Below are 23,111 nucleotides of genomic sequence, written 5' to 3'. Positions count from 1 at the left end.
TCTTTGCTCTGACGTACACCACATAAAATTGAAGTGAGAGAAGGCTACCCTAGTGCCTAGTGGTAGCCTTTTTTCGAATAACGGGAAACGATAATTTAATAAATTTGAGGGGGGGTGTAGGCAGAATGATTTCATTTAAGTGGCGCTCGGTTCTGATGATGTTCATTTTCAAATGTAAATCTCAGAACATGACCCTCTAAAAGGGGTCTTGGTATTAGGTCACGAATAAGATAAATGTCCCCAAATTTGCTAGGATCAGTTTTAAGCTAACCGCTACTTTAACGAAGGTGTACAAGAGGACAATATTAACTTGAATTAATAGAGGTGATCTGATGGTTGATGTTTTTGCTGTATCAGATATTATTGTAAAACATATTAAGACTCATTATCCTCAAGATGTTGCCATTGTCGGATATTACGGATCGTATTTGCAAGGGCGAGCGACTGAACGTTCGGATTTGGATTTCTTCTTCATTCCAGCGACGGCAAGGGGTAGAGAAGTGGAATGCCAGTTTATGATTGACGGTATAAGTTTTGATTTCTGGCCGATAGGATGGGATCGTGCTGAAAGAATGGCGACATCTGAAGAATGGAATACGACGATTATAGCAGACTGTGAATTGTTATATGTCCGATCAGATGAAGATCTAGCCAGATTCATGGAACTTCGCGAAACAATATCCAACATGGGGAGTAAATCCAAAACATCGGATATGATCAGTAAGGCTGAATCCGTATTAAAGGAATGCTTGATCAGCATAGCTAAAATGCGTCTTTCCAAAAGCGCCAAGGATTTGTCCTATTGTCGAACCCAGGCTCAAGAGATTTCTGGAAACATTTTTATGTCACTTGGCTTCTTGAACCAAATCTACTATAAGCGGAGTTGGGGTCACTATCGTGAGCAAGTTAGAAATCTCCCCATTAAACCGGCTAAACTAGACCCATACCTTGATACCATTATGTTCAGCCGTTCTCCAGATGAAATCATATCAGCGTGCGAGAATCTGACAGCGGATACACTTTGTCTCATATCGGAGCATCAAAACAGCCAAGAAGAGACTCGCTCTTACAAAGAGCAACTGCAAGGGTACTATGAAGAGGAAAAAGGTATGATGAATAAACTGTTAACCGCGTGCGAAAAAGGCCATTACGAAACAGCCTTCTTCGTTGCTGTTGGGTTGCAAAACGGGTTGTCCCGAATATTGTACGCGGCGGAAAAGGGACGCTGGCCTGGCAGTATTGACTTGGGTGAGCATCGCGAGTTTTACGTTAATTATGGGTATCCAGATCTGGTTGCACTGTTGGACCCAACCGATTTTGAACCGTTGCGATTAGCCGTACTGCAGCTTATAGATAAGTTGGAGAATCAGCTCGAAAGAGAAGGTGTATCTATCAACCAGTTCGACTCTGTTGCTGAGTTCGAATCATTTTACATAAACAGAGTTTGAGGACATAGCGATCAAATAGTGAATCTTATAAAGGCCGCTTGCAAAAGGGGGCTTCTCAAAATAAAGGGGATTATACTCTGGAGTATTCAAACCAAAAAGACTTTTAATCGTCCAAAGGACTTTTCGGCAGGCAAGTTTCTGAAGCAAACAGGAATTGAACCCATTATATGAGTTAATTAATTATGATCAAATTAAAAAAACTTTACTGACGGAAGATGTCAGTAAAGTTTTTTTATAATAGGCGTATCGATTAATCGATGAATTAACTACAAAAGGAGAGTGCATTATGCATACAAGAAAAGTGTATCTTTACGTATTTGATACGATGTCAGACTGGGAGGTCGGTTATTTAATTGCTGAATTAAACTCGGGAAGGTATTTTAGAAAAGAGCTGGCGCCGATAGAGGTGGTTGCCGTTGGTGTTGATAAAAGTCCGGTGACGACCATGGGAGGATTGGAAATATTACCTCGCATTTCTGTGGATGAGTGTATGTTGGAAAGTTCGGATGTGTTAGTTCTTCCAGGTGGGAATACTTGGATGGAATCCATTCACGAGCCCATATTGCGAAAAGCTTCGATAGCTTTAGAAAAGGGTCATGTTGTTGCGGCCATTTGTGGTGCAACCGTTGGACTTGCCAGGATGGGGCTGCTGGACTCCAGAAGGCATACAAGCAACGATCTGGAATATATGAAAATGATTTGTCCTCATTACAAGGGAGAACAATATTATGAAATGAAGCCAGCCGTAACAGATGACAATTTGGTTACTGCATCAGGTATAGCACCGTTGGAATTTGCGATGCATGTGTTGAAGCTGCTGGATGTATTTACACCGGAGACTTTAGAGTCATGGTTCAATCTATATAAGACGCATGATCCGAAATATTTCTTCGAGTTAATGAATTCTATTCAATAGTTGGCATTTCAATATTTTCGCATGGAGTGGAATAAGATATAATAGGAAGAATTTATTCCATTCTATGTATGAGGTGATTCGGATGTCCAATGAACTCATTCAAGCGATTCAATTATTAAAAGAAAAGAAGTGGGTGGATCTGACCCATACGTTTGGACCGGAATCTCCCCATTTCTCTGCTTTTGATGCGGCACAATTCGATACGTTGTTTAATCACGATCAGGGTTTCTTTGCCCAGAGTTTCAGGTTTCCTGGTCAATATGGCACGCATCTCGATGCGCCGATTCATTTTGTACGGGATACCCGGTATCTGGATGAACTGGGGTTGAAGGAGCTTGTGCTGCCGCTTGTTGTAATTGATCAATCCGAAGCTGTAGAGAGCAATCCGGATTTCACGCTGGAAGTGGAGCATATTCTTGCGTTTGAGCAAGAGCATGGCGTTATCGAAGCAGGCAGTTTTGTCGCACTGCGTACCGATTGGAGCAAACGCTGGCCCAGTCATGAAGCATTCGATAACAAAGATGCTGAGGGCAACAGTCATGCACCAGGATGGTCAGTTAGTGCGCTAATGTTTTTATTTGAAGAAAGAAAAATACAGGCGATTGGCCATGAAACCTTCGACACCGATTCAGCCGTGGATTATCAGAAAAATGGGGCACTTCTGGCAGAATATTATGTACTTGCCCAGGATACATATCAGGTAGAGCTGTTAACAAACCTGGATCAGGTGCCGGCCAAAGGCGCCGTGATTTTCAATATCGTGCCCAAGGCGGAAAAGGCGTCCGGATTCCCAGTCCGATCATTTGCCATACTACCGTAATTCTAGGGTGAACCGAAGGCCTGTCTAATTGACTCAAACGCAGTTCTCTCTACATCAATGACATATGTAAAAATAACAAGGGAGATGTAAATTGTCTCCTTAGATTGCCGAGAAACGAAACCCAGGTCATTCTACGATCTTGGAATTCTCTAATATACAGGCAGAGCCGATATGGAAATACTCATATTGGCTTTTTACTATCTCTTCGACAGAAAGAATAACGAGCCATCATGGGAAGGCAGGAACTCTTTTTTACATATGGGCATTGGGATCGATCTTGTGTTAACATGTGCACTAACTAATCCAACAGATGCTTAAGAAGGGGAACCCATGTCCATACGAATAAAAATGCTGCTGTCCTTCACGGGCATGCTTGTCATAAGTCTGCTGTTCATCCTGCTTACGGCAAGTCTGTATACGATTGCGGCAACAGGGGACCTGCAGAGTTTTCGCGATATCTATAAGGTGCATTATCAGGTCAACCCACTGACTGAACAGGGGGAATCGATTTTTCAAGAGATGAAGTTTCTGGCCAAAAATGAACCGGACGAGCTGCAGAACAAGGTTTTGCTGCGTGAGTATGACATGAAACTTCGAGCCGAGAAGTCAGGGCTTTACGTCAGACGTGAGAATAGTCAGATCTTCGAATCACTGACCTTCAACCAGCCAGAACTGAAGCAAGCACTGCCTGCTTATGATCTTAATAATTATCAGATTCGAAGTACCTTCAACATTGGTGAACGCTTCTACGCATATGCGAAATTTGATTTTCAGTATACGGATGGAGAACGGGGAAGCATCTTCGTCATTCGCGAGAGAAGTCCTTTTGCTGAACTTACTCGCAAGCTGCTGCCTGTGATGTCACTCCTGCTTATCGGCGTTCTGATCATCGCGAACCTGCTCTTGTTCCGCTGGATTACGCACAGCTTCATTAAACCATTGAACCAACTACGGAGCTCAGCCGAACATATTAAGGATGGGAATCTATCCTTCAAGCTTGAGCTTAGCTCCAATGACGAGGTCGGTCAGCTCAGCGAAGCGTTCGAGAGCATGCGTAAACAATTGCAACGTTCCAATGAATTACGAAAGCAAGACGAGGCGAACCGCAGAGAGCTCATCTCCAACATTTCGCATGACCTTCGCACGCCGATCACCAATATTAAAGGGTATATTGAGGGGATTCGTGATGGAGTGGCCAACACCCCGGAAAAAATGGAGACATACGTCAATATCATTCACTCCAAAGCAGTCAGCATGGATAAGTTGGTGGATGAACTGTTTCTGTATTCGAAGCTCGACTTGAATCAGGAACCCTTCCTGTTTAAAGTGGTGGATCTCGTTGATTTCCTGGAAGACAGCATTGAAGAGCTGAGATACGATCTGGAGGACAAAGGGGTGGCTTTGGATTGGGATAATCGGGCATGCGGTCCGGTTATGGCTTCTGTGGATCTGGATAAATTAAAACGCACTGTTGTCAATGTCGTGGATAATGCCCTCAAATATATGGAGAATGAACAAAAACAATTTGGTATTACCCTTCAAGCAGATGACGAATGGACTACGATGGCCTTTAAGGATAATGGCCGGGGAATACCGGAAGAGGCACTACCTCATATATTTGAACGCTTTTATCGGGCAGAGCAATCCCGCAATTCCTCAACTGGTGGAAGTGGATTGGGGCTGGCGATTGCCCGCCAAATCATCGATGGACACGGGGGCTTCATCTGGGCGGAGAGCAAACCCAATGAAGGCACGATCATTTATATCCAACTGAAACGGCTGAATGAGCGGAGGAGCTAATAGGGAATGACGAACATTTTAATCATTGAGGATGAAACAACGATTGCGGAATTGGAACGGGACTATTTTGAACTCAACGGGTTTTCTGTGGAGCTCTGCCATAACGGAGATGAAGGGCTGAAACTGGCTTTGGAGGGGAGTTACCATCTGATTATTATTGATCTGATGCTTCCGGGACTGGACGGTTTTGAATTGTGCCGACGCATTCGTGAGGTGAAGGAGGTGCCGATCCTTGTCGTCTCCGCGAAAAAGGAGGAAATCGATAAGATTAGAACGTTTAATTTGGGTGTCGATGATTTTATTACTAAACCGTTCAGCCCAAGCGAGTTGGTTGCAAGAGCAAAGGCTCATTTGACCCGATACGAAAGACTTCTCGGCAAAAGCAAACCAGCTGAGCAGGATGAAATCCACATTCGCGGGCTTCATATCGACAAGGGATCGCGCCGCGTTTTTGCTAATGGCGAAGAGGTAGCCATTACAACGAAGGAATTGGATCTACTCGTATTTCTTGCGAGTCATCCCAACCGTGTATTCAGCAAATCCGATCTGTTCGAGCGGATCTGGGACATGGATTCCAACGGAGATATCGCAACGGTTACCGTCCATATTCGCAAACTGCGAAGTAAGCTGGAGGCAGATCCCAAAAATCCGGAGTATATTGAAACCGTCTGGGGTGCGGGCTACCGGTTCACCGTATAAGTTTCGAGAAAAATTAGATTCAGTTTATAGTTTTTTAATGTTTTTGTCCTTAGGAGTTTCTTTTTGTCCTCTATTCTATAGATACAGGCAACTTCAATCTATAGAGGAGGAATTCAACCATGAATCCCACAACCCGAAAAATCGCTACATTTCTAACCATAACTGCATTAGGTACAGCCGTTTTCCCGCTAACGGCTAACCAAGTACATGCAGCTACATACGTTAAGAACATTGCTGCTACAACGACTCAGCTTACGAGTCAGCAGATTGCGGCCGCCATCAAGGAACTGAACAGCTTGCGGATTATGAACGGGTATGCCGACCAATCCATGGGTGAGCATAAAGCGATTAGCCGTGCAGAGTTAGCGTCACTGGTCTACAAAACATTTAATCTGGAGAGCAAGACGGGAGAAAGCGTGGAATTAACGGACGTCAATCCTAACGCATGGTATGCACCGTATGCATCAAAGCTCGTTGAACTTGGCATCATGCAGGCGAACAACGGGGAATTCAATCCGCAAGGTCAAGTGTCAGATGCAGAACTTGAACAAGCCGTATCCAAAGCGATGCAGCGTGACGTGAAATCCGTACACCATTGGATGAGCACGTTCTATTCGGAGAATGGCTCGGCAACGCGGGGCGAAACAGCGGTGCTGTTGCAGACGGCTCACAAGGCTATTCCTTCTGAACAGGCACAAATCCAGAGCGTCAGATCACTGAATGCCATTACGTTAATCGTCACGTTTGACAAGCCGCTGACAGCAGCGGATGAAGTGTTTGCCAAGACAAAAACGGATTTTGTGCTTAGTAGTGGACTGACGTTGACCAACATGCCTCGTCTGAAAACAGGGTCCATCGCGACATATATCGTGCCAACATCCGTTCAAAAGGCTGGTGAAGTGTATAGCCTGACTTATAAGGGCCAAGATGCTGGTTCCTTTGAAGGCAGTGGCACGAAATTAAACATGACGACGGTTCGTCAAGTAACAAATGATACGTTCGAGATTGAAGCACTGCAAGCGAACGGTGTTGTGGATTATGGCTATATCATTTCGGCATATAGCGGTGGTCGAGGGGCTAATGCGTTCGTAATGAATGACCAAGAACAAGCAGATGGCAAAACGTTTCAGATTATCTCTTCCATGCAGGCAAGACAAGTCGTGATTACGCCAGAAGGCGGCGAGCCAATCGTTGCCAAATATGTTCCGTTCACGCAATCGACAGATGGCAAACAAGAACCGAAGTTCCGTTTGCCTGAAGGACAAACAATGCAATCCGGTGTGACATATACGGTTTCTTCTGACTGGGCGAACATTAATAACGCTTCGTTCACGGCGAGATCGTTTGATGCGCTGAAGGTTGCAAGTGCTCAAGCTGTGAGTGAAACTTCAATTGAAGTTACGCTGGCGCAAGATCCTGGAGATGAACTGTTCTCCGGTCGAAGTGTGACGTTAACCTCACCAAGCGGAGACGTTCTGACAGCGACATATAAATATTCAAGTCGGAAAGGCGCCACGGGCGTATTTGACCTTGTTAATGATGGCAAGTTAAACCCTGGTACGACCTATACAATAAGTCCAGTTGGGGATTGGAGTGTCGCTTCTTCGGTAACAGTGACACTGTAGTAAGGGAGGCAGTATGAATAAGTCACTAATGATCATTATCCTAATAAGCAGTATGTTCGTCGTTCAAGGCTGCGTGCCAGAGGTGAGCAACGACCCAAAGGTGGAGGAGAGGTTATCGACTTCACCAGATGAGCTGTTGTTAAAGGCAGCTGAGGAAAGAGACACCGAAAGTATCGAAAAGTGGATTCAAGAGGGCGCCGATATCAATACTCAGGATAAGAGTGGAAGAACGGCTGCTATGATTGCAACGTACAACAATGATCTGGCCTCAGCCCAAAAATTAATTGAAGCGGGTGCAGATGTTAATGTACAGGATGATATGAAGAATAACCCGTTCCTATTCGCTGGTGCTGAAGGATACCTGGATATTTTGAAGCTGACGATTGACGCGGGAGCAGACCCGGCAATAACAAATCGCTATGGAGGGACTGCACTTATTCCAGCTTCGGAGCATGGATACGTAGATGTGGTACGAGAACTGCTGACCCTGACTTCAGTGAACGTGGACCATGTTAATCAATTGGGCTGGACAGCTCTGTTGGAAGCGATCATTTTAAACGATGGCAGTGCACCCCAGCAGGAGACGATTCAATTACTCATAGATCATGGAGCAGACGTAAACCTTTCAGATCGTGATGGTGTATCACCGCGTATTCATGCTAAGAATAAAGGCTTCAAGGAAATCGAAGAGATTTTGATCCGGGCAGGTGCGAAATAAATACAACGTTTAGAAGAATAGGTATTCATATAAATAATAAAGGAGGCGTAATCCGCCTCCTCTTTATGTTGCTTACTTTTGATCCGAAGAGGGATCCTGATTGAATCGTTGTGAAATTTTCTTCTCTGTCTTCTTACGCCGAATCCAGCGCTTGAACATACTTTCTTCTTTTCTTCCCTGAAGTGTTTCCTTCATGCCTTGGATCATAAATTCGGATCTTCGTCTGTCGTCCCGACTAATCTCGCGTAGTTCCTTAATAAATTTGTCGTCCATATCTGCCTCTCGCTCATTAAGTATATCCCCATTATACCGAACGTACGTTCTTTTATCAAGTTTTACCATAATCGAATTTTTTGGGACAATTTTAGTGAGAAAGAGCACAGGATCAGTTTTCCCCATATGTGAAAATGGAATAGAACTTTCAGTGAAATCTGTTAACTAACATGTCTGGAGGATGAGGGATGAGGACTAGTGATGATGGAATGAAGCGTGAATGTGGACCTGAAAGATCATGGGTGCTCATTATAATGCAAGGTTTCTTGGGTATAGGCGCCATGTTTGGAGGGGGAGTTCTCATGATCGATCCATCGGGAAATCTCGTCCAGATGCCGGATTCATTGTTGGAGCATTCCCCGTTTGGCAGTTTTTTGATTCCGGGAATTATACTATTGTTGGTTCTTGGTGTTATGCCGATGGTCACTGCCATTGTACTCATTCGTCGTACTCCCTGGGAAATAGGTGAAAAACTGAATCTCTACTCAAATCAATACTGGGGGTGGACGTTCTCCTTATATACGGGATTTGCTCTGATCATCTGGATTATGGTACAGGTTTACTGGATACAGCATGTATCTGTCATCCATCTGGTCTATTTTGCTTGGGGAGTGGGTATCCAGATTGTCACTCTGTTGCCTGGCGTACAGCGAAGATATCATGCAGACTGCTCAACAAAATCTATTCTCTCTATAAAATAAAACGACTGCCATCCGGATCTTGGTTTGATCCGGGAGACAGCCGTTTATCTTTATTTTTATTTAGAAGCCTGGTAGGCGCTGCTCATTAAGCTCGTTAAGCATGTTAAGCATGTTAAGCACGTTAAGCAATATGACATGCTTACTTGAACTGAACGGATTTCTTAATGGTGTCGATCTCGGCCTTCGTTTTATCATCCAAATAGGTGAAGATGAAGTTGAAAGCATAACCTTCAATAATGGTGCTGTAGTAATCCTGGGTAATGGTTGAACCATCGCCTGCATCCATTGTGATCTGCATCAGATCCATCTCTTTGCCACCGATAGTTTCGGTTGTGAGTTCCTTGTATTCATAAGGGAACTGGCTGTCCACCATGAATTTCTTGGTTGCTTCCAGATAATCTTTACCTGTACGAATCCCTTGCAGCAAGCTGACTTTCTCGGCAATCGCCATGGCGGAAGGTCCGACTTGTCCTCCGTCCAAAGGATATTGTGAAGCCATCAACAGGTTCAGCGTTTTGGTCTGAGACAGTTCAATTTGCTTTTTCTTCGTTTCGTCGTCGCCAGCGATAGCTTCGGACGAAGCGCTAGTCAGTTCATTCATGCCATCCGCATCCTGGAACTCCCAAGCTTCTGGAAATTTCAGTGAAACACCGAAATAGTCATTGTTGTAAGAGCCTTTTTCCGTAGTTCCCAATTCAACGTTTTTGGAGTTATCTGTTTCCTTGGACTCGGTAGAGGATACTTCTGAGCTTTCTGTTTTCTCTTTATCTTCCGTCTTGGCAGTGTCTGTATCAGTTCCGGCAGTGGTTTCCGTCGGAGTGGATTCATCCGTTTTGGCGGTGTTATCCGACTTGTCACCGCAAGCAGCTGCAACCAGCAGAATCATAATTAACATGGCAAATAACGAAGCTTTTTTTGAAATAGACATATTACCCTCCTGAAATGTGTGTTTTTAATCTCTCTCTAACCTGCGTACCAGAAAAGTCTAGCACAGATGTTCGTGTTGACCACCTATAGAAATCTATAGGGGTACCTTTATAGATAAGACAGACGGCTGGCAATTGAAACAGCTTCTGCGCTGGATTGCACACCTAATTTGTTGAAAATTACTTTTTTATGATGATTCACAGTGCATTCCTTAATTTTCAACTTCAATGCAATGGCTTTGACCGTCAGTCCTCTGGCAATCATCTTCAGAATGGTTAACTGGCGCTTGGTGAACTCAACCGATGGCTGGTCTGTTTCCGGTGAGGCAAGGTGAGACTGATAACAATTTTGCATATGGGCCGGAATCAGTTTGGCTATTGCAATCAATTCACTTTGCATGTCCGCATTAATCGTGGAAACGTCCAGGTACCCGGCATGTTGAAGCCCGACAGACAGTGGCGTTGCGTAACAGTGCCAGCTTTGGAAAAGAGGATGGTCATGCTCCTCTGGTGGCAGAAGAACAGGTTTCTGTTTGTCCATGGTTTCCGATATGGCATTCACACCACAGCTCGTTGCCGTAAAGACCATGCCTGGACGGATCGGTGATTGTTTCACCACCTGTTCCAAATCACAGCTGTAATCCATGGCGAGCAGCACCCCGTCAGCATCTGTAAGCAGAAAGAGATACGTACTGGACAGATTCTCCTTGATCTGCGAGAGGCTATGCTGGAATGCGCTAATTAGAAAATGATTGATTTTGCGAATCCTGTCCAGATTGATTTTTGTTAAATATTGGATTGGTGTTATGCTGGGAGCATATATTTCGTTCTCAGTCCAGTTCTTCCGTAAGGCAGATGTATTAGACATATGGTTTCCTCCTTGTAATCAACCGATAGTTTCGATCACATGACCATCCTGATCGGTAATTTCGGTGCGGGCAATCCGAAAAAGAATGCCGGGCAATGAAGCAATCTCAAATGATTGCTTGACAGGGCGAAGGTTGGCAGCCAAATCCAATACGGCTTGTTCATGTACAACCACCGTAATCTGATTGCCATTCTCCGAAAATGAAGGCGCCTCTCCAGCTTCAAACGTAATGTTCACTCCTGATCCGATGAGGGACAGTGGAGCACCCTTTGAAAAGCGGCTGCGGAGTATTTTTCCGATAATTTGGGCCTGTTTTGCCCCGATCTGGAGTTCGGCGGGTGCATTTTTCTGCAATATTCTCTTGCGTGGGGGTGTCCAAGCCAGTTGTTGTATGAATAGAAATGCTGTACTGGAACCTTCCCGTTCAATTCCGTGTTCAACAGCCTGAATCACTGAGGGCATATCCAAATATGAATTTCTACTAAGATCCGTGACATACTTCGGCATGAATTCAACAAAGGCTGCTAACAATCCGCGTGTATTCCATGTCTGCATCGTTTCGAGTTCCAGGCCCGTGATTCCTACCATCTGAATGAATTTCACCATTCCATTGGGTGTAGATATCTCTGTCAAATCAGGATCTTCAATAAAAGAAAGTGCTGTTAATAACGTATCTGAACCAAGGCATATGGGGCCATTTGCATCCATATAATCTCCAGCTTGAAACACGTTCCCGCTAGTAAAAACGTATCGTCCAACGTTCTGTAACAGATTCAGTGCCCAAGCGGGGGGAGCAGTCTCTTCTTGACTCCGGGTAAGCCGAAACGTTATTTCAAATCCATAACCGCTATGCTCCAGATCGTCCGATTCCTTCTCATACAGTTCCGAAAATCCATAGGTAATGAAATGCCAGTGAGGCATGGGTGCATCCACTTTGTAGACGCTAATTCCATTTAACGGATCAGGCCCACCGAGCATATAAGGAATGGCTGTACCATAGTGATGTGGTTCCTGATTTCCATATAACTCACCAACCGCTTTATCAATAGCATCCCAACCGGATGTGTTTGTTTCTTCAGTCATTGTTGTGTTCCTCCTTGACTAGCCATTTGCCAAAAAAACATTTAAAATTAAGTCTACCTTTTCCAGAATCGGTTTCAAGCGGCTTAAGGATGAATTGCTGAACGTAGGACTTGGGGGATACGATATCTATTTCAGGGAGGGGATTTACATGAGTATGAAAGAGTTATATCTGGCGGAGTTCAATCAATGCAGTTGGGACTCATTTGTGCTACTCTTCGAAGAAGCTTATTTGAATGTGGACTCAACATGGGCTGAATGTGCTGAACAGCGGGGGATTCCGGCGGATATTAGCAAGGTGCTTTTATGTGAAATGGGTGAATATGCCCTCAGATGGATGGACATGAAAGTTCCAGCGTTGGGAGACGAAAGTCCTGCCAGCTATCTGGGAAATAAAGAGGATATGAATGCATTAAGAGCAGCGATCATGCGGATGCCTCGTTAATGCTTTTCAAGGATTGTGAGTCTGTTGTGTAGTGAAGTTGATTTTGCAAAACAGATATGTTACGCTTACATTACAAGAGAAAACAACAGAATACGCAATAACATCTTTTGATGGATTGTAACTGTGAAGACAGGCAAAACCTAAACTGATGGTGAAATGAAGGCTCTTTTTCGTGAGCTATTTTACCTTGAGTTTAGGTTTTTTCTTGTTTTTTAGCCTGAAATACTACGGCAGTATTCGGAAAAAACCTAAATAAAATTCGAAAAGAGGTTGTTCTTTATGACCACGGCAAAAAAAGGATTCCCCGAAAACTTCCTGTGGGGAGGCGCAACAGCTGCCAACCAATTGGAAGGTGCATTCGATCAGGACGGCAAAGGTCTTTCAACGGCGGATATGATTGCGCATGTTCCCAAAGAGAAGCGTACAGGTGGACATGCCATGGAAATCTCCTCTACACGAATTGAAGAGATCCTCTCCGGCAAAATTGAAGAACGTTTCCCTAAACGTTTTGGTATTGATTTCTATCATCACTATAAAGAAGATATCGCGTTGTTTGCTGAAATGGGCTTTAAAGTGTTCCGTTTGTCCATTCACTGGGCACGTATTTTCCCGAACGGTTATGATCAAGAGCCGAATGAAGCGGGTTTGAAATTCTACGACGACGTCTTCGACGAACTGTTGAAATACGGCATTGAGCCACTGGTTACCCTGTCTCACTATGAAACTCCACTGGGTCTGACACAGAAATACAATGGTTGGGCGGGCCGTGAAGTGATTGGGCACTATGTGAGATATGCAGAGACTGTTTTCAACCGTTACAAAAATAAAGTGAAGTACTGGTTGACGTTTAATGAAATCAACGTGATGCTGTTTAGCCCATACACAGGCGGCGGTATCCTGATCGATAAAGTGGACAACCAGCTGCAAACGACGTATCAAGCGCTGCATCACCAATTTGTAGCAAGTGCACTCGTAACCAAGCTTGCACATGAGATTATTCCTGGTTCTCAAGTGGGCTGTATGCTCGCTCGTATGGAAACGTACCCGGCGACTTGTAACCCGGTAGATGTTCGATTGGCGCAACATGAGAATCAGATTAACCTCTTCTTCACGGATATGCATGCTCGTGGTCAATACCCGAACTACATGGCTCGTTATTTTGAAGAAAACAACATCGTGATTGAGAAAGAAGCAGGCGATGATGAGATCCTGCTGAACAATACCGTTGATTTCATTTCTTTCAGTTACTACATGTCGGTAACCAAATCTGCTTCCGCAGACAAAGCAGAAACAACAGGTAACCTGACTGGCGGCGTAAAAAATCCTTATCTTGAAGCTTCCGACTGGGGTTGGGAGATCGATCCCATTGGTCTGCGCGTAACGTTGAATAACTTCTGGGATCGTTACCAGAAACCATTATTCATCGTTGAAAATGGACTCGGAGCTTATGACAAGGTAGAGGAAGATGGTTCCATTCATGACTCCTACCGCGTGGATTATCTGAAGAAACACATCGAACAAATGAAAGAAGCCATCAAGGACGGTGTGGATCTGATTGGATTTACAGCATGGGGTCCGATTGACCTGGTGAGCATGTCTACGTCCGAGATGTCCAAACGATACGGTTTCATCTACGTCGATCTGGATGACGAAGGAAACGGAACGCTCAAACGTTCCAAGAAAGATTCGTTCGATTGGTACAAAAAAGTGATTGCCAGCAATGGTGAGCAACTGTAATTTGGTCTGATTCCTGTATTTTGAAACCGGGTCGCTTCAATTAACTGGGCTATTCGGGATTGTTACCGCCATAAAGCGGGCAAAACCCAACATAAAGCTGTCCATTCCGTGATCATTTGATCAAAAACCCTTTATGTTGGCGCGTTGCCCGCTTTTTGATATGCTCACGGGCATAGGGTCTACTGTTTTAACAAAGAATGAATATGACGTAACCAGAGAGGAATGACAGATATGACAACACCATTTCCGAAGGATTTTCTATGGGGCGGCGCTGTAGCAGCCAACCAACTTGAAGGGGCATATAATACAGATGGTAAAGGACTGTCTGTCCAAGACGTAATGCCTCACGGGATTACAACGCCAAGAACGGAAGGACCTACAGAGGATAATTTGAAATTGATCGGGATCGATTTCTATAACCGTTACAAAGAGGATGTCAAACTGTTTGCTGAAATGGGCTTCAAAGTGTTCCGTACATCCATCGCATGGTCTCGTATTTTCCCTAAAGGGGATGAATTGGAGCCGAATGAGAAAGGCTTGCAATTCTATGATGATCTGTTTGATGAGTGCCACAAATATGGGATTGAGCCTCTCGTAACGATCTCCCATTACGAAACACCGCTGCATTTGTCCAAGACCTATGATGGCTGGGTTAACCGTAAAATGATCGAGTTCTACGAGCGTTATGTAACCGTCTTGTTCAACCGTTTTAAAGGCAAAGTGAAGTATTGGCTGACGTTCAATGAAATTAACTCCATTCTGGAAGAGCCATTCATGAGTGGCGGGATTTATACGCCAAAATCGGAACTGTCCAAGCAGGACCTGTACCAAGCGATCCACCATGAGCTGGTGGCAAGTGCGCTCGCGGTGAAATTGGGTCATGAAATTATGCCTGAAGCCAAAATCGGCTGTATGGTACTGAGTATGCCTACGTATCCGCTGACACCGAATCCGGATGATGTCGTTGCAGCGATGCACGCTGAACAGCGTAATGATATCTTTGCTGATATTCATGCACGTGGTTACTATCCGAAATACATCAATCGTTACTTCAAAGCGAATAATATCCATATCAAGTTTGAAGATGGCGATGCTGAAATTCTGAAGCATACCGTAGACTTTATCTCGTTCAGTTACTATGTAAGTATCTGTGAGACAGGTGATCCCGAGAAACGTACCGAAGGAAAAGGAAACCTGTTTGCAGGTGTACAAAACCCTTATCTCAAAGCGAGTGAGTGGGGATGGCAGATCGATCCGCAAGGACTGCGCGTAACCTTGAATAAATACTGGGACCGTTATCAAAAACCGTTGTTTATTGTCGAAAATGGTTTGGGCGCAGTAGATGAGCTGATTACAGACGAAAATGGCAATAAAACAGTGAATGACGACTATCGTATTCAATATCTGAATGATCATCTGGTACAAGTAGGTGAAGCGATTGAAGACGGAGTCGAAGTCATGGGCTACACCTCTTGGGGCTGCATCGATCTTGTGAGTGCATCTACGGCGGAGATGAAGAAACGTTATGGCTTCATCTATGTAGATCGTAACAATGATGGATCGGGTACCCTTGAGCGGTATAAGAAAAAATCATTCCATTGGTATAAAGAAGTTATTGAAACTAACGGAGCGAGTCTAAAGAGCGGCAATAATTAATTGTTAGTTCTATAGACCTAGTTAATTTGCATCTTCTCGTATCATATTAGAGCACATTAACCGCTTTCACAAAAACATTGTCAGATAAATAATTATATGGTAAGATAGGCCTAAGGCTAATGAATACTGGATTGTTACTGTTCAATCAGGCAAAACCAGAAGCAGGGCATGTTAATGACCTGTTTTGGTTTTGCCTTTTACTACTTTGACGGTGCAAGGTGATGTGAAGAAATGAAAATTGAGAAGGTGCTGAACAACAACGTAGTTACTGTGATTGATCCGGGAGGAAACGAACTGGTCGTCATGGGGCGGGGAATTGCCTTCAAAAAGCATACTGGTGAAACCATTGACGAGAGTCTCGTCGAAAAAATATTCTCGCTCGAAAGCAAGGAAGTATCGCAGAAACTGAAAACGCTTCTGTCTGATATTCCAGTTGAATATGTCGAATGCTCGGATGAAATTATCCGTTATGCAGAGACCGTGTTAGGTGAGAAGTTACATGAGAGCATCTACATTTCACTGACGGACCATATTCATTTTGCCATTGATCGGCATCGTCAAGGATTGCAGATCCGAAATGCACTGTTCTGGGAGATCAAACGCATGTACCGCAAGGAATATGCAATCGGTCTCAAAGCATTGCAAATTATTGAAGAAACCTTGGGTGTTCTGCTTCCCGAAGACGAATGCGCATTCATCGCCATGCATCTGGTTAACGCCCAGATGAACGGTGAGATGAGGGAAACGATCAGTATCACGAATATTGTTAAGGATATACTCAACATTGTAAGACGGAGTTTCGTTATTGAGTTGGATGAAGATTCGCTGAGTTATTATCGGTTTTTAACTCATTTGAAGTTTTTTGCTCAACGTGTACTGCAAGGAACAGCCATTGAAGATAAGGAAGAAGATAATCCCCTTCATGACTTGGTGAGTAAGCAATATCCTGAAGCACATGCTTGTGCTGTTAAGATTAATGAATATACCCGCAAGATTTACAACCGGGTTTTATCCAAAGAAGAGGTTCTTTATCTGACCATTCACATTGAACGTGTTGTCAGAAATGAACAAACAATTGAATAATTTAGGATTGTTACTGCAAAAAAGGCAAAACCTAAACGTTGAATAATGATAAGCTGAAACTGCTTTGTCATTATTCAGTGTTTAGGTTTTTTTTAACCTTCATTACACATAAAAGGAGCAAAACACAATGGATAAACAACAATTGTCCAAGGATATTTTGAAGCTTGTTGGTGGCGAAGAGAACATCGATCAAGTCACACACTGTATGACAAGACTCCGATTTAACCTGAATGACAACAAATTGGCGGACAAAGCGACGCTGAAAAATACACCTGGTGTTATGGGCGTTATGGAGAATGGTGGTCAGTTCCAGGTCATTATTGGGAACGATGTGCCTGTTGTGTATAATGCACTTGTAGGCAACATGTCCAAATCCCCGAATGCAGACGCTGGATCAACCGCTGTTTCGACTGTGGAGAAGAAAAAGAGAAATCCAGTAAGTGCATTGTTCGACTTTATTTCCGGAATATTCACGCCGATTCTGCCAGCGATTACCGGTGCCGGTATGATCAAAGGGATCGTGGCAATCCTGGTAGCTGTAGGTTGGTTGTCTGATACCAGTTCAACTTATATCATTTTATCTGCTATCGGTGATGGTGCATTCTACTTCCTGCCGATCATTCTGGCAATCAGTGCTGCACGTAAGCTCGGTAGCAATATGTATATTGCTGCAGCGCTGGCAGCGGGGATTATGCATCCGACGATTACAGCCTTGCTTGCCAATGGCGACACCACATTTGTGGGCATTAAGGTTATAGCAGCAACCTATTCTTCTACGGTTATTCCGATTATTCTCGCAATCTGGATTGCTTCCTATGTAGAGAAAGCGGTTGATCGTGTTACACATGCTTCGCTTAAGCTTCTGATTGTTCCAACGGTTACCCTGTTAATTATGGTTCCTCTGACCTTGATGACGGTTGGACCATTGGGTACAGTGCTCGGTAATGGTTTGTCAGGTGGTATTTCATGGTTGTTCGACAATATGTCTATATTCGCAAGTATCTTGATTGGTGGTACGATGTCACTTCTGATCATTACAGGTATGCACTATGCACTGTTGCCGATCATTGTTGGTTCGATGACATCACTTGGTTACGATTTTATTATTCCACTGATGTTTGCGGCTAACTTGGCACAAGGTGGTGCAGCATTTGGTGTAGGTCTTAGATCGAAAAATGGTAAAACTAAATCGCTTGCTTATTCCACAGGTCTTACGGCTATCATGGGGATTACGGAACCGGCAATGTACGGGATCAATATGAAGTTCAAAAAACCATTTATTTCAGCCCTGATCGGTGGAGCTGTTGCAGGTGGATTCATGGGGATCGTCAATGTTAAAGCTTATGTGCTTACAGGTCTAGTGGGTCTGCCAAGTATTGCAGCATTTATCAGTCCGGCAATTAGTACACTGCTCTATGCCCTGGCTGGTGGTTTGATTGCCATCGTAGCAGCAGCAGTACTGACGTACATCCTTGGTTTCCAAGAAGACAATGCTCCACAATCGACTGAAGCGACGGCAGCTGCTGAACCTACAACACCAGCAGCAACGACTTCTGCTTCCGCAGTAACTGCTGTTGAAGAAACTAAAGCGCTGGATCAAGACGTATTTAGCCCAATTACTGGTGAAGTTAAATCACTGAGTGAAGTTCCGGACCCCGCATTCTCGGAAGAGATTATGGGTAAAGGTTTTGCGATTCAGCCGTCGGAAGGCCGCGTGGTTTCTCCAATTAACGGTACAGTATTCTCATTGTCGAAGAGTGGACATGCCATTGGTCTCGTTAGTGATGACGGCGCTGAGATGCTGATTCATATCGGGATTGATACCGTGAAACTGAAAGGTCAATTCTTCTCCCCTAAAGTTCAAGCAGGAGCGAAGGTTGCCGTTGGTGATGTACTGATGGAATTCGACCGGGAAGAAATCGAAAAAGCCGGTTACACAACGATTACGCCGGTAATCATTACGAACATGCATCAATATCATTCAATTGAATCTGCCGGACGTACAATGATTAAAGAAAAAGAATTGTTGTTTACGGCAAAAGCTTAACGAACATCAAAAAGCAGCAGTCTTTCCGGATGGAATTCCGGCAAGGCTGCTGCTTTTTTGTATATATGGGCGATATTCTTCATGGAAGATATCCGCTGGATGTTATACCTGACGAGAAGGAAGCAGCTGCTGAACCAGCTGCACAAAGTGCTGCGCAGGCTTGGACAGATGGCGATTGCGATGCCACACAAGTGCAGATCCTACGGTGGATTGTACATCCTGTATACGGTAAACATGGAAAGGGTGCTCGTGATATAGCTGCAGTACCGTATGGGGCACGATGGAACTCGCGAAGCCGAGACGGACAAGCTCTAGCAACATGTTAATATCCGAGCATTCTCCCGTAATGGAAGGATTTACGTGATGCTCACGGAATTTATCCAGAATCAGTTCGAACATTCCAAGCCCTTCGGTACTGGGCAGCAAGAGAGGGATGTTGGCCAGCGTTTCAAAATAAGTCCCGGTCTCATCCGCTGCCTCCAGCGGTGTGGAAGAAATGTAAAAGAGAGCTTCCTGCGGAAGATGTAACACCTCATATTGTTCTGTCTTGACGGGCATTCGTACACAGGCCAGTTCAATTTTGCCTTCACTCAAGAGCTGACAGAGCTGGGAGGATTCATTTTGTTGAATTTTATAGGTAACCTGGGGATGAGTCATCCGAAACTGCTGAAGTGCTTGCGGGATCAGACGATCTGAAATGGTATTAATCCCAAGCGACAACTTGCCCCGAATACCATAGCGAAAACTCTGCATCTCCATAACAGCCTCTTCCATATATTTGGTCATCGTAACCGCATAATCATAGAAGCTTCGACCCGCCTGCGTCAGCTCCATACTGCGCCCTTTGCGTTCAAACAAAATCACGCCGAGCTCTTCTTCCATCAGCTTGAGCTGCTGGCTTAAAGGAGGCTGAGCCATATGCAACCTTCGAGCAGCAGCTGTGATCTGTCGCTCCTCGGCAATGGCAATGAAATAACGACATTGTTTAATATCCAAGAATGTTCTCCTTTGCTGCAATGTATATGTTTATCATATGGGAAACCAACAAAACATGTATTTTGAATATACTCTCATCCCATGTTAACATACATTAGGTTTAAACACTTAATACAACAGTTTGTGATTATGACATATAGAACATGAGCCATGAGGGTGAGCTTGAATTGGAGGGTGAGGGCTTCGTGTTTAAAACGATACATGCGGCTGCTGAAGCTGGACATACCGATGATGTACTTCGGTTTATCACACGGGGAACCGGATTGAATGCTCGGGATGCGCTTGGACGGACGCCTCTGATGGCTGCGGTGCACGGCAACAAGATAGAGACGGTCGGTATGCTTATTAACGCCGGGGCGGATATCAATATTAGGGATCAACGACTGGATAATCCACTATTGTACGCGAGTGCGGAAGGGTTATGTGAAGTGGTTGAACTGGCGGTCAAAGCTGGGGCGAATACCAGGCTTACGAATCGGTTTGGAGGTACAGCACTGATCCCTGCTTCAGATCGAGGTCATGTTGATATTGTGGAAATCCTCCTGACCTCCACCGATGTGGATGTGAATCATATCAACAATCTGGAATGGACCGCCCTACTGGAAGCGGTCATTCTGGGAGATGGCGGCTCTCGCCACCAGCAGATCGTTGCGTTACTTTTGCAGCATGGCGCCGATCCGTTCATCGCTGACCGGGAAGGGGTTACCGCACTTGAACATGCTCGCAGGCATCATTATATAGAAATGGAGCGAATGTTAACTCAATCATGAACAGACATCAAGAGAAAACGCTGCAAAACCATATAAAGGGAGTATCATCGCTTGCACTGGCAGGCATTCAGTGGTTCTTCTTTTTGTTTACCAACACCGTAGTAGTTCCGTTATCGATTGGGCATAACTTTCATCTATCACCGGATGCCATCGCTGCATCCATGCAGCATGCTTTTTTACTTACTGGAGTCGTGTGCATATTACAGGCAATATTCGGGCATCGTTATGCAGTCATGGATGGTCCTTCAGGGTTATGGTGGGGACTGACACTAAGCTTAACAGTCTCGGCATCCTCGGCAGGGATGAGTCTGGAGCGTATTGGGGGAGGACTGGCTGCGGGTTTTCTGTTAGCCGGCCTAACGATGATGATCCTTGGCGGGCTGGGAGCGGCGCATGTGCTTCAGCAGCTGTTCACACCCATGGTCAAGAGTGCGATGTTGTTTCTGATGACGATCCAGTTGACCATGAATTTTTTTAAAGGCATGATTGGATACACCGAGTTTGGCTCATTCAACCTGCCTGTAGCGGCTTTGTCCGTTGCTATTGCGTTTCTCGTCGCTTTGATTCAGCTTAAGGGAAGAGGCAAGCTCGGTAACTATTCCATCCTGATTGGCATCGTGACGGGATGGATTGCCTACAGTCTTGTGTTCCCTGGTCAGCATGCCGGGTTATCAAGTCATGCTGGAGGAAGCTCGATTTCTCTATTTCCTTGGGGGAAACCTGCGTGGGAGCCGGGGATTGTAATTACCGCTTTCTTCGTCGGGCTCGTCAATATGACCAACTCGATCACAACGCTAAGTTCAGTAGAAAAAATATACGGGGTGCGGACGTCAGATCAACAATATAAACGTTCGTATATGCTGACTGGATTGTTCTCCATGTTATCCGCGTGTGCAGGTGTACTGCCATTTGGTCTGTTTGCTTCTTCCATTGGATTCCTGGAGAGCACTCGTATTCTGCGTCGTGCTGCGTTTGTCGTGGGAGCGGGTATGTTATGTGTTTTGGGTCTTACACCCCCAGTGACGGCCTTCTTTGCACAAATCCCTCCCAGTGTAGGCAGTGCGGTGCTATTTGTAGCCTATCTGCAAATGTTCGGGACGGCGTTAAGAACACTTGAGGGAACAACCTTTAACTCCAAAACCATTTATCGTGTAGCATTGCCTGTTCTCACAGGTGTTGCTGTAATGAACATCCCTGCTGAAGCCTTTCAGTCCTTGCCTATGTATCTTATACCGATCATTAGCAATGGACTCGTCATCGGGGTCGTGGTGTCACTTTTGCTTGAAACCACGGTGAACTGGTCCAAAATGGAGCATACAGCTCCGGCCAGCAAAGCTGCCTAAACGTTGATTTATTGAAACAGTCCATATTTTGGGCTGTTTTTTAGGTTTTGCCCAAGTTTACTTCACCATAATTCTGCCCTGTCCCGCAAGCATTCTCATCTCTCTGGATAAACGCTCGTGATTACCTTCCGGAATCTCAAGCTGTACACCGTAATGCCATTGGTTATTCTCTTCTTTGCCCCAGCGCAATGTCCCTTCCAAATATAAGGGGTCTTCAAAAAGCAGCAAATTCATGCCGATCCGAATTTCATTGGACTCGACATGCAGGTTTAACGGAAACGAAAGCTGGCAGCCGGATCGGCTGATATCGCATAATTCCGCCTGAATGGGTTTGGATGGTGCAGATACTCCGTTAATGCTGAGTATGAAGATTTCAAACGTTATGGGTTCTTTTAAAGTATAGCGGAAAGGTTCTCTTCTAAGGTTGATTGACATAGTTTCCTCCACAAAATCAAAAAAAGTCAGTTATGATTATATCGTCCATTTTGCTATTAAAATGAAGAGGTGAGCTCTTGTTTGCAAACAGCTTCTATTAACCTCATATACAACATGAACTGAGATAGCTCTTGTGTTCCTTTAACCCGTTTGCCGGGCTTGATATAATGGTTGGATAGGGTTCTGATTATCTCATGCGGATCAGAGGGGAAGAGGGCGGATATTATTTTAAATAAGGAAGGGGAGACGTAGAATGAACGGGAAATTTGAAGTCTTTACGGATACGGCAGCATTGTGCCTGTATGATCTGGCGGCGCTTAAGCATCGGATGGAAGACACACCAGACTGGTGGTCTATTGCAGAGGATGAACTGACTGAGGTAAATGCAGGTAACGTTTTGTTTCTGAACCTGGGTGAAGATGGACAGTATGAGGTGCAATGGAGTCTGGATGATTCGGTTAAGGAAGTGGGGACGGCAGAGGTATACTATATCCGGGTTCCTTCCGGTCATGTGTATCTGGGAGCTGCGGAGGATGTCACTGGAGGCGAGCTGGAGCCCGATGAGTCGTGCGGGGGTAAGCTGCTCCAGCTGGAACCCGGAAATTATGCGTGCAGGGTAACGAAGGAGGATAATCAAATTTCGATTGCCATCAAGCCCAGTCTGCAAAGTGAGAATCGTTTGAGTGACTTGATTCGAATCTAACGCTATAGGTACGCGAGTGAAC

At 44.8% G+C, this 23,111-nt stretch carries 22 protein-coding genes; 16 read left to right on the top strand and 6 right to left on the bottom strand.

Annotated elements, in window-relative coordinates:
* Positions 1-332 precede the first annotated feature (332 nt).
* The 7 genes from JNUCC31_RS06295 (at position 333) to JNUCC31_RS06265 (ending at position 8,026) form a co-directional block, all read left to right on the top strand.
* Positions 333-1,448, top strand: coding sequence for a kanamycin nucleotidyltransferase C-terminal domain-containing protein (locus JNUCC31_RS06295; RefSeq protein WP_192269641.1), 1,116 nt, complete (start codon positions 333-335; stop codon positions 1,446-1,448).
* A 286-nt stretch (positions 1,449-1,734) separates the two neighbouring features.
* Entirely contained in the window at positions 1,735-2,364 is a 630-nt protein-coding gene (locus tag JNUCC31_RS06290; protein ID WP_192269638.1) for a type 1 glutamine amidotransferase family protein, read from the top strand.
* Positions 2,365-2,446: 82 nt separating this feature from the next.
* On the top strand, positions 2,447-3,184 hold the full coding sequence (locus tag JNUCC31_RS06285; RefSeq protein ID WP_192269635.1) for a cyclase family protein: 738 nt from the start codon (positions 2,447-2,449) through the stop codon (positions 3,182-3,184).
* A gap of 330 nt (positions 3,185-3,514) precedes the next feature.
* Positions 3,515-4,984 carry a sensor histidine kinase gene (locus JNUCC31_RS06280; protein ID WP_192269632.1) on the top strand — a complete coding sequence of 490 codons (1,470 nt, stop codon included), beginning with the start codon at positions 3,515-3,517 and terminating at the stop codon, positions 4,982-4,984.
* A gap of 6 nt (positions 4,985-4,990) precedes the next feature.
* Positions 4,991-5,683, top strand: coding sequence for a response regulator transcription factor (locus JNUCC31_RS06275; RefSeq protein WP_192269629.1), 693 nt, complete (start codon positions 4,991-4,993; stop codon positions 5,681-5,683).
* Positions 5,684-5,802: 119 nt separating this feature from the next.
* A complete protein-coding gene (locus JNUCC31_RS06270) occupies positions 5,803-7,308 on the top strand; it encodes an S-layer homology domain-containing protein (RefSeq protein ID WP_192269626.1) in 1,506 nt (501 codons plus the stop codon).
* Between the two features lie 13 nt (positions 7,309-7,321).
* A complete protein-coding gene (locus tag JNUCC31_RS06265) occupies positions 7,322-8,026 on the top strand; it encodes an ankyrin repeat domain-containing protein (RefSeq protein ID WP_192269623.1) in 705 nt (234 codons plus the stop codon).
* A gap of 72 nt (positions 8,027-8,098) precedes the next feature.
* On the opposite strand, the gene JNUCC31_RS06260 is transcribed toward JNUCC31_RS06265, so the two are convergent.
* Complete coding sequence (locus JNUCC31_RS06260) at positions 8,099-8,299, bottom strand: hypothetical protein (protein ID WP_192269620.1); 201 nt, start codon at positions 8,297-8,299, stop codon at positions 8,099-8,101.
* Positions 8,300-8,601: 302 nt separating this feature from the next.
* Here JNUCC31_RS06260 and JNUCC31_RS06255 point away from each other — a divergent pair, with 302 nt between their 5' ends.
* On the top strand, positions 8,602-9,000 hold the full coding sequence (locus tag JNUCC31_RS06255) for a hypothetical protein (protein WP_228469543.1): 399 nt from the start codon (positions 8,602-8,604) through the stop codon (positions 8,998-9,000).
* A 139-nt stretch (positions 9,001-9,139) separates the two neighbouring features.
* Here the strand turns inward: JNUCC31_RS06255 and JNUCC31_RS06250 are convergent, their stop codons facing one another.
* The 3 genes from JNUCC31_RS06250 to JNUCC31_RS06240 all read right to left on the bottom strand — a co-directional run bounded on the left by JNUCC31_RS06250 (position 9,140) and on the right by JNUCC31_RS06240 (position 11,877).
* Positions 9,140-9,928 (bottom strand): hypothetical protein, encoded by a 789-nt coding sequence (locus JNUCC31_RS06250; RefSeq protein WP_192269617.1) that lies wholly within the window; start codon positions 9,926-9,928, stop codon positions 9,140-9,142.
* A gap of 107 nt (positions 9,929-10,035) precedes the next feature.
* Positions 10,036-10,794 carry a LuxR C-terminal-related transcriptional regulator gene (locus tag JNUCC31_RS06245; protein WP_192269614.1) on the bottom strand — a complete coding sequence of 253 codons (759 nt, stop codon included), beginning with the start codon at positions 10,792-10,794 and terminating at the stop codon, positions 10,036-10,038.
* An 18-nt stretch (positions 10,795-10,812) separates the two neighbouring features.
* Entirely contained in the window at positions 10,813-11,877 is a 1,065-nt protein-coding gene (locus tag JNUCC31_RS06240) for a suppressor of fused domain protein (RefSeq protein ID WP_192269611.1), read from the bottom strand.
* A gap of 148 nt (positions 11,878-12,025) precedes the next feature.
* On the opposite strand from JNUCC31_RS06240, the gene JNUCC31_RS06235 reads away from it, so the two are divergent.
* From JNUCC31_RS06235 to JNUCC31_RS06215, 5 genes are all read left to right on the top strand, one after another.
* Positions 12,026-12,319, top strand: coding sequence for a hypothetical protein (locus JNUCC31_RS06235; RefSeq protein WP_192269608.1), 294 nt, complete (start codon positions 12,026-12,028; stop codon positions 12,317-12,319).
* A gap of 279 nt (positions 12,320-12,598) precedes the next feature.
* Complete coding sequence (locus JNUCC31_RS06230; RefSeq protein ID WP_192269605.1) at positions 12,599-14,056, top strand: glycoside hydrolase family 1 protein; 1,458 nt, start codon at positions 12,599-12,601, stop codon at positions 14,054-14,056.
* A gap of 231 nt (positions 14,057-14,287) precedes the next feature.
* Entirely contained in the window at positions 14,288-15,712 is a 1,425-nt protein-coding gene (locus JNUCC31_RS06225) for a glycoside hydrolase family 1 protein (protein WP_323374364.1), read from the top strand.
* Between the two features lie 231 nt (positions 15,713-15,943).
* A complete protein-coding gene (gene licT / locus JNUCC31_RS06220; RefSeq protein WP_192269598.1) occupies positions 15,944-16,795 on the top strand; it encodes a BglG family transcription antiterminator LicT in 852 nt (283 codons plus the stop codon).
* 127 nt (positions 16,796-16,922) lie between these two features.
* Positions 16,923-18,842 (top strand): beta-glucoside-specific PTS transporter subunit IIABC, encoded by a 1,920-nt coding sequence (locus JNUCC31_RS06215; protein ID WP_192269595.1) that lies wholly within the window; start codon positions 16,923-16,925, stop codon positions 18,840-18,842.
* A gap of 102 nt (positions 18,843-18,944) precedes the next feature.
* Here the strand turns inward: JNUCC31_RS06215 and JNUCC31_RS06210 are convergent, their stop codons facing one another.
* Positions 18,945-19,838, bottom strand: a complete 894-nt coding sequence (locus tag JNUCC31_RS06210; RefSeq protein ID WP_192269592.1) for a LysR family transcriptional regulator — start codon at positions 19,836-19,838, stop codon at positions 18,945-18,947.
* A gap of 185 nt (positions 19,839-20,023) precedes the next feature.
* Here JNUCC31_RS06210 and JNUCC31_RS06205 point away from each other — a divergent pair, with 185 nt between their 5' ends.
* Both JNUCC31_RS06205 and JNUCC31_RS06200 read left to right on the top strand, forming a co-directional pair.
* The gene (locus JNUCC31_RS06205; RefSeq protein WP_192269589.1) at positions 20,024-20,608 is read left to right on the top strand and encodes an ankyrin repeat domain-containing protein; all 585 of its coding nucleotides are present in this window, start codon (positions 20,024-20,026) and stop codon (positions 20,606-20,608) included.
* Complete coding sequence (locus tag JNUCC31_RS06200) at positions 20,605-21,951, top strand: uracil/xanthine transporter (RefSeq protein WP_192269586.1); 1,347 nt, start codon at positions 20,605-20,607, stop codon at positions 21,949-21,951. The genes JNUCC31_RS06205 and JNUCC31_RS06200 overlap by 4 nt, the downstream gene beginning before the upstream one ends.
* A 57-nt stretch (positions 21,952-22,008) precedes the next feature.
* Here JNUCC31_RS06200 and JNUCC31_RS06195 read toward each other — a convergent pair whose 3' ends face one another.
* Entirely contained in the window at positions 22,009-22,386 is a 378-nt protein-coding gene (locus JNUCC31_RS06195; protein WP_192269583.1) for a PilZ domain-containing protein, read from the bottom strand.
* A gap of 253 nt (positions 22,387-22,639) precedes the next feature.
* Here JNUCC31_RS06195 and JNUCC31_RS06190 point away from each other — a divergent pair, with 253 nt between their 5' ends.
* A complete protein-coding gene (locus tag JNUCC31_RS06190; RefSeq protein WP_192269580.1) occupies positions 22,640-23,089 on the top strand; it encodes a DUF6386 family protein in 450 nt (149 codons plus the stop codon).
* The last annotated feature ends 22 nt before the right edge of the window (positions 23,090-23,111 follow it).

This window comes from Paenibacillus sp. JNUCC-31, assembly GCF_014844075.1.
Lineage (GTDB): Bacteria > Bacillota > Bacilli > Paenibacillales > Paenibacillaceae > Paenibacillus.
Note: the sequence above shows the minus strand (reverse complement) of the source record. Positions and strands in the feature narration are given on the sequence as shown.

Coding starts and splice junctions, on each gene's coding strand:
- JNUCC31_RS06295 (WP_192269641.1), top strand. CDS start 333: ATGGTTGATGTTTTTGCTGTATCAGATATTATTGTAAAACATATTAAG.
- JNUCC31_RS06290 (WP_192269638.1), top strand. CDS start 1,735: ATGCATACAAGAAAAGTGTATCTTTACGTATTTGATACGATGTCAGAC.
- JNUCC31_RS06285 (WP_192269635.1), top strand. CDS start 2,447: ATGTCCAATGAACTCATTCAAGCGATTCAATTATTAAAAGAAAAGAAG.
- JNUCC31_RS06280 (WP_192269632.1), top strand. CDS start 3,515: ATGTCCATACGAATAAAAATGCTGCTGTCCTTCACGGGCATGCTTGTC.
- JNUCC31_RS06275 (WP_192269629.1), top strand. CDS start 4,991: ATGACGAACATTTTAATCATTGAGGATGAAACAACGATTGCGGAATTG.
- JNUCC31_RS06270 (WP_192269626.1), top strand. CDS start 5,803: ATGAATCCCACAACCCGAAAAATCGCTACATTTCTAACCATAACTGCA.
- JNUCC31_RS06265 (WP_192269623.1), top strand. CDS start 7,322: ATGAATAAGTCACTAATGATCATTATCCTAATAAGCAGTATGTTCGTC.
- JNUCC31_RS06260 (WP_192269620.1), bottom strand. CDS start 8,299: ATGGACGACAAATTTATTAAGGAACTACGCGAGATTAGTCGGGACGAC.
- JNUCC31_RS06255 (WP_228469543.1), top strand. CDS start 8,602: ATGATCGATCCATCGGGAAATCTCGTCCAGATGCCGGATTCATTGTTG.
- JNUCC31_RS06250 (WP_192269617.1), bottom strand. CDS start 9,928: ATGTCTATTTCAAAAAAAGCTTCGTTATTTGCCATGTTAATTATGATT.
- JNUCC31_RS06245 (WP_192269614.1), bottom strand. CDS start 10,794: ATGTCTAATACATCTGCCTTACGGAAGAACTGGACTGAGAACGAAATA.
- JNUCC31_RS06240 (WP_192269611.1), bottom strand. CDS start 11,877: ATGACTGAAGAAACAAACACATCCGGTTGGGATGCTATTGATAAAGCG.
- JNUCC31_RS06235 (WP_192269608.1), top strand. CDS start 12,026: ATGAGTATGAAAGAGTTATATCTGGCGGAGTTCAATCAATGCAGTTGG.
- JNUCC31_RS06230 (WP_192269605.1), top strand. CDS start 12,599: ATGACCACGGCAAAAAAAGGATTCCCCGAAAACTTCCTGTGGGGAGGC.
- JNUCC31_RS06225 (WP_323374364.1), top strand. CDS start 14,288: ATGACAACACCATTTCCGAAGGATTTTCTATGGGGCGGCGCTGTAGCA.
- licT (WP_192269598.1), top strand. CDS start 15,944: ATGAAAATTGAGAAGGTGCTGAACAACAACGTAGTTACTGTGATTGAT.
- JNUCC31_RS06215 (WP_192269595.1), top strand. CDS start 16,923: ATGGATAAACAACAATTGTCCAAGGATATTTTGAAGCTTGTTGGTGGC.
- JNUCC31_RS06200 (WP_192269586.1), top strand. CDS start 20,605: ATGAACAGACATCAAGAGAAAACGCTGCAAAACCATATAAAGGGAGTA.
- JNUCC31_RS06195 (WP_192269583.1), bottom strand. CDS start 22,386: ATGTCAATCAACCTTAGAAGAGAACCTTTCCGCTATACTTTAAAAGAA.
- JNUCC31_RS06190 (WP_192269580.1), top strand. CDS start 22,640: ATGAACGGGAAATTTGAAGTCTTTACGGATACGGCAGCATTGTGCCTG.